Here is a 12,462-nt window from a genome sequence, read left to right as displayed (position 1 = left end):
TCACCCAGCCTTTTTTATCATTTCATACTGATTTAATTTTTATTCTAATTCTAATTGTTCTAGCGCCTCTTCAGATTCCTGTTGCACTGTTCCGTTATTATCCAAACCGTAATGTTCGCGAATTTGCTCCTGGATCATCAGCATGATATCTTTATTTTCTTTTAGGAACTGTTTCGCATTTTCACGGCCTTGTCCAAGACGTTCCTCTTGGTAAGAATACCAAGCACCGCTCTTTTGTACGATATCTAGCTCGCTTCCAAGGTCGATGATTTCTCCCTCTTTTGAGATCCCTTCACCGTACATAATGTCTACTTCGGCAATACGGAATGGCGGTGCTACTTTGTTTTTCACTACTTTAATTCTCGTTTTATTCCCCATAATATCATTGCCTTGTTTCAGCTGTTCAGCACGGCGCACTTCTAAACGAACAGACGAATAGAACTTCAGCGCACGTCCACCTGGCGTTGTTTCAGGGTTACCGAACATGACCCCAACTTTTTCACGAATTTGGTTAATAAAGATGGCAATTGTTTTTGATTTATTGATAGCACCTGATAGTTTACGAAGGGCTTGGGACATCAAACGTGCTTGAAGACCAACGTGTGAATCACCCATGTCTCCTTCAATCTCTGCTTTTGGTACAAGAGCAGCTACAGAGTCAATAACAACAATATCAACTGCCCCGCTGCGGACAAGAGCTTCTGCAATTTCAAGTGCTTGCTCTCCTGTATCCGGCTGAGAAAGTAACAGTTCATCAATGTTGACACCTAGTTTTTGAGCATAAACTGGATCGAGTGCATGCTCTGCATCAATAAATGCAGCTTGTCCTCCCTGCTGCTGAACTTCAGCAATGGCATGAAGGGCTACTGTCGTTTTACCAGAACTCTCTGGACCATATACTTCGATAATACGGCCTCGGGGATATCCGCCTATTCCAAGCGCAGTATCAAGTGCTAACGAACCACTAGGTACTGTTGAAATACGTGTATCTGTTTGCTCTCCTAGTTTCATAATAGAGCCTTTACCAAACTGTTTTTCTATTTGTTTAAGAGCCATATCTAAGGCTGCTTGACGATCACTCATTCTATTGTTTCCTCCTTTATCAATTCCACTATCTATACTATACCTTGTTTTACGTCATTTGCCAAGAAAAAAACGAACACATATTCGATTTTTTTCTTGGCAGATTTTTAAGAAAAGAGTATTTTCTATTAGAAAAAACGCTCTTTTATAAAGGAGTAAACCTAACAAAAAACAAAATTAACTCTCTTTTAATAAGTTGAGTAAGTGATGCAGACCATATTTCACAGCACGCTTTCGAATGCCTGACCGGCTGCCTGTAAACATCCATTCAAACACGTCCGTCTGGTCTTTCGTAGATAGTCCAATGAACACTTTTCCAACAGGCTGACCCTCTTGGGTATCAGGTCCTGCTACACCCGTAAAGCTAATGCCAATATCACTTCCGGTCAGCTTTCTAACCCCTTCAGCAAGCTCTAAAGCACACTCTTTGCTGACAGCACCATGAGAAGACAATGTTTCCTCGCGGCAGCCAAGTACCTGCTGCTTGACTTGGTTTGTATAACAAACCACACTTCCGTTCAAAATGGATGATGCTCCTTCGAGGTCTGTCAGCCATTCGGAGAACATTCCGCCAGTCAGGCTTTCTGCTGCTGCTACTGTTTTCCCGTGCTCGTGCAAGGCTTTGGACGCTTCGCGGACAAGTGATGTATCCCCATATCCGTAGAAGTACTCTCCTACCCGCGCTAAAATTTGCGCTTCTGTTTCTTTTAACAGACGCTCTGTTTCTTTTTCATCCTCATGCTTAGCAGTCAGCCTTAGCGTCACTTCACCGTCAGATGCGAGTGGTGCAATCGTCGGGTTGGTTTGAGCATCAATTAAATCTTCTAGGTCTGTTTCAAGCTGCGATTCACCGATTCCGAAGAAGCGCAGAACAACAGACACGATCTTTTCCTTTAAGCCAAGTTTCTCAGAAATCAGCGGCTTTGCCTCGTTTTTAAACATCGGGTGCAGTTCACTTGGCGGTCCAGGAAGAAGCATATAAAACGTATCGTCTTCTTGAACAAACATACCCGGGGCCATCCCGAAACGGTTCACGAGCACATCAGACCCTTCTAGAACGAGTGCCTGCTTACGGTTGTTCGGTGACATAACGCGTCCGGTCTTTAGAAAGTAGTCTTGAATCGATTCAAATGCTTCTTCATTTAGTACAAGCTCTTTGCCAAGCGTGCTCGCAATGGTTTCTTTTGTTAAGTCATCTTTGGTTGGTCCAAGACCACCTGAGAAGATAATAAAATTAGATCTTTCCTGCGCCACCTGAATGGCCTGTTTTAAACGCTCTGGATTGTCACCAACTGCTGTGTGGTAATAAACATTCACACCAATTTCAGCTAGTTGTTTGCTGATGAATTGTGCATTCGTATTCGTAATTTGCCCTAGCAATAGTTCGGAACCGACTGCAATAATTTCTGCTTTTCTCTCTGACTTCAAAGCGTACACGTCCTTTTTAGTTAGAATTCTTTAAAGCTTCCCAGTTTTTTGCAAAGTAATCCCAGCCTGAGACAACAGTGAAGAACACCGCTACCCACATCGCTAGATCACCAAACGGGAATGACACAAGTTCAAACGGCAGGTTATGCAGTAAAAGTGCAGAAATCGCAATGATCTGCGCCCATGTCTTCACCTTTCCAAGCATATTCGCTGCCACTACTTCACCGCCTCCGGCTAATACAAGCCTTAGACCTGTTACAGCAAATTCACGGCTGATGATCACAATCGCCATCCATGCCGGTGTGAGGTTGTATTGAACAAGTATAATTAAAGCAGCTGAAACAAGCAATTTATCTGCAAGCGGATCTAAAAATTTACCAAAGTTCGTCACTAAATTAAGCTTACGTGCGTAGTATCCATCAATCCAGTCAGTTGTTGAAGCAACAATAAACAGGATCGCTCCAACAAGGTGCGTCACTTCGATGCTGACGTCGCCAAAGCGCGCAACACCCCAATCTAACGGTGCAAGCATAATAATCATAAAAACAGGGATCAAGGCGATCCTAGAAAGGGTTATTTTATTCGGTAAGTTAAACATGAAATCCAATCCTCCAATAATGCAATTTTATTATGTATATAATAGTAGGAACAAAAGAAAAGTCATCTACTTGCTTAAGATGACTTTTCCTTTCCTTTATTCACAATCACAATGTTTTGTGTCATGGTGTCCTTAGGGTCTAATTCGTACTTAAGTGTCTCGTCATTTACCTTGATATCTATTCCAGACGCATTGCCTAGACGGATATCGACCTGAGAAAGATCAGCCAGGTCTGTTTTAAACGATTCGCCATCTTTTAGTTCACCCATCTTCAGCACTTTTCCAGATTCGTCTCTTACGCGCAGCCATGAAGCTTGAGAGGCAGAAATTTTTAACTCCATTTCGTCTGCACCTGATACTTCATACGTTGTTGTCGAGCCTTCTGTATTCGTCGCCTTTAAAGATACAGTTTCATCGTCTTTTGATGAATCATCTTTTTTAGATGATTTTTCTTTATCATCTGACGAAGCTTTTTCTTTTTTCTTTTGATCTTTTGCAAGAGATGAATCCTTAGATACTTCATATTTAGATTCTGATTGCTGAGGGGCCGCCTGATTATTCTTCTGTCCGCTATCATGATTGACCGCCTGCACGATCACATAAATGATGGCGATGACCACAATGATGCCTCCAATAATTAAAATTGTCGGCAATAGTTCAAGCACTTTCGAGGCAGGCTTTGGCAGCTCTCTTTGCGGCTTAATATTCGATAATTTATCAGATACTTCATCGTTATACGTGCTTGGAACATCTTTACGAAATTCTTCGAACAATTGTTCAGGATTCAGTCCAACGGCTTCGGCATATTGTTTAATAAACGCTCTGACGTAAAATTTACCTGGAATAATATCATAGTTTCCTTGTTCGATTGCTAGCAAATAGCGCTTTTGGATCTTGGTCACCGTCTGAAGATCCTCCAGCGACATTCCTTTTTCCTCTCTGGCCTCAACGAGCCGTTTTCCCAATTCAGTCAAAACAAACACCTACCATTACCATATTAAAAATCGAAGCCAGAAAAACCAGAATGATCAAACACTTGTGGTTCTTCAGCGTGTTCATATGTAATCTCTTCGTCTGCGCTATTCCGCAATTCAATGATATAGTCGAAATCATCCATTGTATATTCTGAATTTTGAATAAAGATGTCTGGATGCTCGACCACCTTCGTTGCCGGCAGTCTCATAATTTCCCTTAAAAGCTGCAAATGCTTCTCAGAACCTCTTCTTGTCGATACAATCCCATCAATAATAAAGACGTTATCTGGGCTGTATTCATCTGCGATCAGCTGACTTCGGATCGTCTGTTTCAAAAGAGTTGATGATACAAACAGCCATCTCTTGCTTGCACAAACACTTGAAGCCACAATTGATTCTGTTTTTCCGACACGCGGCATTCCGCGAATCCCAATCAATTTATGTCCTTCTTTTTTAAAGAGTTCAGCCATAAAATCAACAAGAAGACCGAGCTCGTCTCTTTCAAAACGGAACGTCTTTTTGTCATCGGCATCACGCTGTATGTATCTTCCATGACGAACAGCTAAGCGGTCACGAAGCTTTGGCTGTCTTAATTTCGTTACTTTTATCGTTTCCATTGTATTTAAAATTGATTCAAGCCGCTTAATTTGATCTGTGTGGTCACAGCGTAAAAGCATTCCGCGTCTTGATACATCAACACCATTAATTGTCACAATATTAATTGAAAGCATCCCCATTAGAGAAGAAATGTCTCCTAAAAGTCCGGGACGGTTTACCTGTATCTCATATTCAAAATACCATTCGAGCTTTGCCAAATGATATTACCCCCTTCATTGTGGCAAATTTTTACCTTCCTTTATCATAAAGCATTTTCACATTTTTAGAAAGCACAATGTTGTGAAACGGTTAAAATAAAAAGAGAGGCACAAACGACCTCTCTTTTTGTTTAGTGCGAGCTATTATTTTCAACTAGCTTGACCATCATATTTGCAATGGCACGCTGCTCATCTTCTGATGCAACGCTCCAAAGGTCAGCAAGTACTCTTTCCTGCTCGTTCTTTGCCTCAACTTCGTTAGCTAGATATCCGCCAATTTCATACGCAAGGTTATTGATAGTCTCATCTTCTAAACCTTTATCCTGCGCATGATTTAAGCGATCACCTAAAAAGTTTTTCCAATGGTCCCAGTTCTCAAGTACAGACATGTCGATTCCTCCATTCGAAAAGATGAATTACAGCCATAGCTTTTGTCATGGAGAGACGAATTATACACGTTTTTTAACAGTACCAGCCGCCATTAACAGATAAAATTTGACCTGTGATATAATTTGACTGTTTTGACGCGAGAAACCAAATGACATCTGCAACCTCCTCAGGCGATGCAAGCCGGCCAAGCGGAATTTCTTCTTCCAGCATAGCGATGTCTTCCTGCGTAAAACGATTCATCATGTCTGTTTTGACAGCACCTGGCGAGACAGCATTTGCTCTAATTCCACTTGGAGCAAGCTCTTTTGCTAATCCTTTGATAAACGCATTTTGCGCACCTTTGACCATGCTGTACAGCACTTCACACGATGCTCCCGTTTCTCCCCATATCGAGCTGACCGCAATGATATGGCCTGCTTTCTTTCGAATCATGGCGGGTAAAAGGGATTGGGTAAGCTCATATGGGCTTGTGACATGAAGCTGCACCATACTGGCTAATACGTCTTTTTCTGTGTCTGTCACCAAGCCGACATGGCTTCTGCCGCTATTTAAAACAAGAATATCTGGACAGAGCGGCAGACGGCTGACAAGCTCTTCTGCTCCGCCCATTTTAGATAAATCGGCTTGAACGACGTGCGTTTGAATGGAATATGCCTCATCCAAATGAGCAGCGAGGCGCACAGCTGCCTGTTCATTTTTATGATAATGGAGCATCACATGGCAGCCTTCTTGGGCAAGCTTTTTCGCTGCTGCCTGCCCAATCCCGCCACTGGCACCTGTTATCAGCGCCCAACGACTCATCACATTGATTCCTTCTTTCTATATAGAATACCTATTCTTTTCGTTTAAATGGGAACCAGTTGGCTGATCCGAACAATTTCACCATTACAGGTACGAACAATGGTAGCACAACGAGTGCGTACAGTAAAAGTCCTGTAAGGACAAGTGTTGCAATCTGCAGGAGAGACAGCACACCTGATGGAAGCATGGCGGCAAATGTTCCTGCCAAAATAACAGCAGCAGACATAATGACAGACCCCATATTTTTCATTGATTCAGTCATGGCAAACTGGATGTCTTTTGTTTTGTATTCATTGAACCGCTCCATTAAGAAAATCGAATAATCGACTCCGAGCGCCATTAATATGACAAATCCAAAGAATGGTACAGCCCAGTTAATGCCAGGATATCCGAAGAAATGGGTGAAAATAAATTCTGTTACACCGATTGCTGTAAAGTAAGTCAATATGAGTGAACCTACCAAGTAAAGCGGCATGACAAGCGAACGGAACAAAATAACCAAAATAAGGAAAATACCAATCATCATATAAAGCACTGTCTTATTGAAATCTTGGTCTGACAGTTGTTTCAGATCAGCATTCATACTTGATACACCTGAGACGCCAAATGACGCATCTTTTAGGTTTGTTTCAGGAAGTGCCCGCTCGACAGAAGCTTCCACTTGTTTAATCGTCGACAAGGCGTCATTTCCATATGGATTTTTCTCTAAAATGACATCAATCTTTGTCATCTTGCGATCATCTGACATGTATGAATCAAATACTTGCTTAAATGCTTTATTTTTCAAGACGTCTTTTGGAATAAACCAGCCGGCCATGTCTTGATCTGGTGCATTTTTCAGTTCGTCTAAGTAGTCACCTGCACCCATTAAGCCGCTCGAAATTTTCTCCAGTCCATTTACACTTTTGTTCAGGCCGTCTGTCAGCTTGGTCAGGTTATCCCCAAAGCCGCCAATCTTTTCTTTCATTTGCTTTTGGCCATTAATGATGTCCCCCGCTCCATTTGCAAGCTTTGGCATATTATCAGCTAGTTGTCCTTGACCTTTAGACGTTTGATCCAGTCCATTTTCAACTGCATCTAAGCCAGCAATGAGTTCATCGATTTGATTCGTCAAGACTTTTTGCTGCTCTGAAGCTTTTGCGATAAAGGCATCAGCTGCTTCAAGCTGCTTTCTAGCTTCTTTCGCTTGTTTGGCATAGCTGTCTGCCTGTTTCGCCCCTTCTTGCAAGGTCGCAGAAAGTTCATTGTACGAAGCTTTAATCGCTTGATACGATTGATTTTCTTTTACCTGCGGGATTTGCTTTTCAAGGGTACTAAATTGTGTATTTGCTTGTTTGATTAACGCTTTTACATCTGCTGCGGCAGAGGATGACGTATCTACTTGCGCTAATGCTGCCTTTAATTCTTTGGAAATGCTTTTATACAGTGAAACTTGCTGATTCACTTGTGCGACTTGAGCCATTAATTCCTTTTTTGCACCTTTGATTTCATCTTTAATGGCTGCTACACCTTTTTTATTTTGGTCGATGCCATTTTGCAATTTTCTTAAGGATTTTTCAACATTTTGAATCCCTGTTTGCACAGATTCTGTACCAGAAATCAATTTGTTAATGCCTTTTCCTGATGATTTGATTTGCGGTGTTTGATCCTCAATGGATTGACTCATTGTCGTCAGTGCATCTTGGATATTTTTCAAGCCTTCATTGCTTTTATCAAGTCCTGTGTTCAATTCTTTGGCTTGTGATTTCACGTACAGATCACTCAGCCCTTTACCGACAGGACGGGTGGCACTTCTCACTTTACTGACCCCATCTGTTTGTTCAATTGCACGGCTGAGTTTTTCGATGGCAATCAGCCCTTCATTGTTGTCTAAAAGGTCAGATGATTTCACAACCACTGTTGCCGGAAGTGCTTCACCCGGTCCAAACTTATCAGAAATGGTATTGAATGCGTTAACCGATTCGTATTTATTACCAATTTCATCTAAGCTGTTATAAGAAAGAGTTCCTTTATACATGAGAATTGGCGGAAGCGTAATGATTCCTACAATTAATAAGCTGAAAAGCGGTTTCTTAAATGAAAAACGGCCTGCTGTTTCCCACATTTTTGACTGCGGATGGGCAATATCGCCTTTAATCGGCCAAAATAACACCTTTCCTAAAACTGCCATAAAGAACGGCACAATCGTGAGAAGAGCCACAATGAGCACAGCAACCCCAACTGCTACTGCAACAGCTGATTTATAAAGCTGGAATTGTGCGAGACCAATACATGTAAAACCGATCAGAACCGCAATTCCGCTGAATAAGACGGTCTTTCCTGCTGTTTTATACGTAATCAGAATCGCCTCAATTTTATCTTTACCATGTGCGATCTCTTCCTTAAAGCGGCTGAGAAGCAGTATGCAGTAGTCCGTTCCAATTCCAAACATGATCGCGACCATAAAGATCTGAGTAAAGGTCGAGAGCGGAAAGTCTACATATTTTACTAAATAAGCCACGATCGATTGACTCACCAAGTAAGACAGTGCCACTGCGACTAACGGAACGAAAGGCGCCACAGCTGACCTAAAAACAAGAATAAGGACAACGAGAATAAACCCAATCGTAATGAATTCTGTTTTCTTCAGGCCTTCCTGCGAACTTGTGATAACATCATCATCAATTAACGGCTGCCCTGTCATTTCAAATTTCAGGTTTAAGCTTTTCAGCTTTTCATTGACTCTTTCTTTAAAATCGGACGCTTTGATTTTGTTTGAGTCATATGTAACTGGAACAAGGAGTGTCGTTTGATCTTTAGAGAGCATTTGTTTTTTGATATCTTTATTGGCTTCAAAGTAAGAAGTGATGTCCTCTATGTGGAGATCTTGATCTTTTTCTAAAATGTCCATTGCCTTTTTTAAAGATGTTTCTCTTTCTTTCACAATGTTCTTTTCTTGAAAGACAATGACGATTGATTTTTCTGTATCGCCGTTTTCAGACATTTTCTTTAATAACTGATTGGCATATGAAGACGGATAGCCGTCTGGTACAGAAATTTGCCCTTTTTCTTTTGTTAACTGCGCCATATTAGGAGCGGTGATGAGTAACACTGCCGCTAATACGACCCACAGGATCGTGATCAGCCATCTACCCTTTATGATTGCTCTCATTAGTACTTTGTGCCTCCTCTTCGATGATCACTTGATAGATCTTTTCATATGTTTGAATAAATGATTCCATTTCTTTTTCTTCAAGCTTTTCAAAATAAGATCGAACCAGGTCTTGAAGCTGCTTTTCCATTCGGCTGACCACATCTTTGCCCTCTGGCGTGACGTACAGGTGAACATTTCTTCTGTCAGCTTGATCATGTTCACGAAAAATATAGTTTTTCGTAAAAAGACGGTTGGTCATCGATGTTACAGCACTTTTGTTTACATTACATACATTAGCAAGGTCCGTAGATGTACACCCTGGATGTAAATTGATGTATCGAAGCGAGTAATATTGATCAAGCGTCAGCTCTTTATCAAGCTTTTCCGTGATCATACTCGATACTTTTTTCTCCATCATGAGATAGACATCTGCGTATCTCTGGATGAGCTGGGCAATTTTATTTTGTTCCATACGCTGCTCCTTTTTAGTTTAAGTGTTTAACTATTAAAGAGTTTAACTAATGACCAAAACAATTGTCAATGAATATCCTCCCAAATAAAACGGCTTTTTCAATGAACATAAAAAAGACAAACTCTGCCGATATGAGTTTGTCTTTTTACATTTATTTTGTTTTTGGGACGACTTTGAAAACAGACATCCGTTCTTCATCAATTTCTTCATCTAAAATTTGCTGAATATCAGTCAATTGAATTTGTTCCAGCATTGTGACGACATCAAATAAGCTCATGTCTAAGAATGCATATCGAGTAAATTGGTTCGCAATATATTCTGGAGAATTCATGGCTTTTAAAAAGCTGCCGATTTTTTTCTTGCGTGCAAGTTCAATTTTCTCTTCTGTCATGAGGCTTTTTGCTTGAAGAAGGGTTTCTTTTAATACCTTTGCGAGTTGATCAGGATCATTTGTATCCCCGCCAACTGAAGTAAAGCCAAAGCCGCCCTCTTCTGTATAATCGTAGCTGAATGTTTCATCAATTAAGCCTTTTTCATACATCTGTTCATATTGTAAGGAGCTTTTGCCAAACAGCGTCTCTAAAATGAGGTTCATCCCAAGCTCATGCTTTAGCAGCTGATTTCCTTTTTTATGCGGATTCTTTGTTTTCAAACCGAACATACATTTAGAGCCTTGTACGTTCATTGGAAGTTCGTATTCTTTCCGGTACACACCTTCTGGCTCATTGATGTCTTTTCGTTTGATCTCCGGCTGATCTGTAAATGGCTTTTTCGCCTGATTCGCTCTGACTTGATCTAAAATTTGCTTCGGATCAACAGGCCCGACGACGAATAGAAGCATATTGCTCGGGTGATAGAACGTTTCATAACATTCATACAAATGATCTTTTGTAATAGGGGCAATGCTCTCTACTGTTCCAGCAATATCTATTCTCACAGGATGCTCTTGATATAAATTTTCAATCAGACCAAAGAATAAACGCCAGTCCGGATTGTCATCATACATGTTAATTTCTTGACCAATGATGCCCTTTTCTTTTTCGACTGTTTTTTCAGTAAAATAAGGCTCTTGAACAAAATCAATGAGTGTCTCAAGGTTTTGTTCGACATTTGAGGTGCTTGAGAATAAATAAGCCGTTCTCGTAAACGTTGTAAAGGCGTTTGCGGATGCTCCCTGTTTACTAAAAGTATGAAACACGTCTCCATCTTCTTTTTCAAACAGCTTATGCTCTAAGAAATGGGCAATTCCGTCAGGCACTCGAATCATGTCTTCTTTGCCAAGCGGCACAAATTCGTTATCGACAGAGCCATATTTTGTTGTAAAGGTCGCATAGGTTTTGTTAAACCCTTGCTTTGGCAGCACATAGACGTCAAGTCCGCTTTCCATTTTTTCGTGATAGACCGTTTCTTGCAGCTGATCGAAATGAATTGTTTTCACTGTCATGAAGCACCCTCCGTTCCTTTAAGAAAATAGGTCGTATCCCATTCAATTTTCTGACCCACATTGATGATGTCCTCTTTTGTCACACGGTCTAATGCTTCTAAAAAGGAATCAAGGGTTTCCCCAGTTGGTACAACGGCATGCTGATACAAATATTCTGCTGTCCCATAAGACGTATCGATCGTTTCGAGCAGCTGATTTTTGACGACTGCTTTTGTTTGATCAATCGCTTCATCTGAAAAATCACCTTTTTGCATCGCTTCAAATTGTTCTTTGATGATGTCCACTGCCTGCTGGTAGTTGCCGACTTCAATCCCTGACATGACCATCATCAAGCCTTTAAAGCTTTCAAGTCTAGACACAGCGTAGTAAGCTAGACTTGCCTTTTCACGAACATTAATGAATAGCTTAGAATGCGAGAAACCGCCGAATATGCCATTAAACAAATGCAGCGCCGGATAATCTTTATCTGCAATCGTTGTATGTGTACGAAAGCCAATATTCAGCTTGCCTTGTTTCACGTCCTCTTCATCAATGACTTCTTTTGGTTCATTTTGAGGTCTTGCTGATTCAGCCTGCTGTTTGACTGGTTCTCTTTCACTTGTTTTAAAGTATTGGGAGACCATGCGGCTGATGTCTTGTTCGTCAACATCTCCGACAACATAAAGATCAAGCTGGTTTGAATGAAGCGCATGCTCATAAGCTTCAAAGAGCGAGTGAGGTGTGATTGCTTCGATGTCTTCCATTTCACCATTGACGTGCAACGCATATGGTTCACCTTTACACATTTCCTGCACGAGTCTTAAGTTCGAATAACGCATTTTGTCATCATAAACTGCCTGAATTCGCTGTTTTAATGTGCGTTTTTCTTGATCTACATATAATTGACTAAACACTCCTTCTTCAACATAAGGGCGGAATAATAGGTCAGATAGTAAGGCAATCCCTTTTTCTAGTAAAGGGGTTTGATCCTTTAAATATTTTTCATTCGCCATTTCTAGGCGAAAGGTAATGATGTGATTCTCACCTTTTTTCGCCATGTCTGCCGAAACGGTTGCTCCATAGAGCTCATCAAAATAGGCACGCAGTGCGCCTGTTTTCGGCATCTTTTCTGTTCCTCTTAACAGCACATGCGGGAAAAGAGAACGCATGGTGACGTCATCTTTGGATAGCGGTGCAAGCATTTTAAAAAGGATTGTCACGGTTTTAAATTTTTCTGTTTTGACAATATGAGTATGAAGACCCGGTGTGTCCAGTGTCTTCTCTTGTAAGTACGTCATGAGAAACCTCCTTTGTTCATCCTATTTATTATGTATTAGAACATAGC

The 12,462-nt window shown here is 41.0% G+C and carries 11 protein-coding genes; all 11 read right to left on the bottom strand.

The genetic code is table 11. From position 1 onward, the window contains the following. Positions 1–39 precede the first annotated feature (39 nt). The 11 genes from recA to yfmF all read right to left on the bottom strand — a co-directional run bounded on the left by recA (position 40) and on the right by yfmF (position 12,415). The gene (recA, locus tag H7F25_RS07095) at positions 40–1,083 is read right to left on the bottom strand and encodes a recombinase RecA (protein ID WP_024424111.1); all 1,044 of its coding nucleotides are present in this window, start codon (positions 1,081–1,083) and stop codon (positions 40–42) included. A 177-nt stretch (positions 1,084–1,260) separates the two neighbouring features. Then, the gene (locus H7F25_RS07090; protein ID WP_185854409.1) at positions 1,261–2,511 is read right to left on the bottom strand and encodes a competence/damage-inducible protein A; all 1,251 of its coding nucleotides are present in this window, start codon (positions 2,509–2,511) and stop codon (positions 1,261–1,263) included. Between the two features lie 16 nt (positions 2,512–2,527). Then, positions 2,528–3,109 carry a CDP-diacylglycerol--glycerol-3-phosphate 3-phosphatidyltransferase gene (gene pgsA / locus H7F25_RS07085; protein WP_008358030.1) on the bottom strand — a complete coding sequence of 194 codons (582 nt, stop codon included), beginning with the start codon at positions 3,107–3,109 and terminating at the stop codon, positions 2,528–2,530. Between the two features lie 74 nt (positions 3,110–3,183). After that, positions 3,184–4,083: a helix-turn-helix domain-containing protein gene (locus tag H7F25_RS07080; protein ID WP_122631375.1), complete on the bottom strand. Its 900-nt coding sequence runs from the start codon at positions 4,081–4,083 to the stop codon at positions 3,184–3,186. 23 nt (positions 4,084–4,106) lie between these two features. After that, the gene (locus H7F25_RS07075; protein ID WP_003211480.1) at positions 4,107–4,898 is read right to left on the bottom strand and encodes a DUF3388 domain-containing protein; all 792 of its coding nucleotides are present in this window, start codon (positions 4,896–4,898) and stop codon (positions 4,107–4,109) included. A gap of 131 nt (positions 4,899–5,029) precedes the next feature. After that, on the bottom strand, positions 5,030–5,287 hold the full coding sequence (locus tag H7F25_RS07070) for a DUF3243 domain-containing protein (protein WP_024424114.1): 258 nt from the start codon (positions 5,285–5,287) through the stop codon (positions 5,030–5,032). A 73-nt stretch (positions 5,288–5,360) separates the two neighbouring features. Beyond that, positions 5,361–6,089 carry an elongation factor P 5-aminopentanone reductase gene (gene ymfI, locus H7F25_RS07065; protein WP_185854530.1) on the bottom strand — a complete coding sequence of 243 codons (729 nt, stop codon included), beginning with the start codon at positions 6,087–6,089 and terminating at the stop codon, positions 5,361–5,363. A 31-nt stretch (positions 6,090–6,120) separates the two neighbouring features. After that, positions 6,121–9,240, bottom strand: a complete 3,120-nt coding sequence (locus tag H7F25_RS07060; protein WP_185854408.1) for an MMPL family transporter — start codon at positions 9,238–9,240, stop codon at positions 6,121–6,123. Then, the gene (locus tag H7F25_RS07055) at positions 9,218–9,694 is read right to left on the bottom strand and encodes a MarR family winged helix-turn-helix transcriptional regulator (RefSeq protein ID WP_044330511.1); all 477 of its coding nucleotides are present in this window, start codon (positions 9,692–9,694) and stop codon (positions 9,218–9,220) included. The genes H7F25_RS07060 and H7F25_RS07055 overlap by 23 nt, the downstream gene beginning before the upstream one ends. Positions 9,695–9,845: 151 nt before the next feature. Then, a complete protein-coding gene (gene yfmH / locus H7F25_RS07050) occupies positions 9,846–11,138 on the bottom strand; it encodes an EF-P 5-aminopentanol modification-associated protein YfmH (RefSeq protein ID WP_044330513.1) in 1,293 nt (430 codons plus the stop codon). Further along, positions 11,135–12,415 carry an EF-P 5-aminopentanol modification-associated protein YfmF gene (gene yfmF, locus H7F25_RS07045; protein ID WP_044330515.1) on the bottom strand — a complete coding sequence of 427 codons (1,281 nt, stop codon included), beginning with the start codon at positions 12,413–12,415 and terminating at the stop codon, positions 11,135–11,137. The genes yfmH and yfmF overlap by 4 nt, the downstream gene beginning before the upstream one ends. Positions 12,416–12,462 lie beyond the last annotated feature (47 nt).

The sequence above is a fragment of the Bacillus sp. PAMC28571 genome (assembly GCF_014250435.1).
Taxonomy (GTDB): domain Bacteria; phylum Bacillota; class Bacilli; order Bacillales; family Bacillaceae; genus Bacillus; species Bacillus safensis.
Note: the sequence above shows the minus strand (reverse complement) of the source record. Positions and strands in the feature narration are given on the sequence as shown.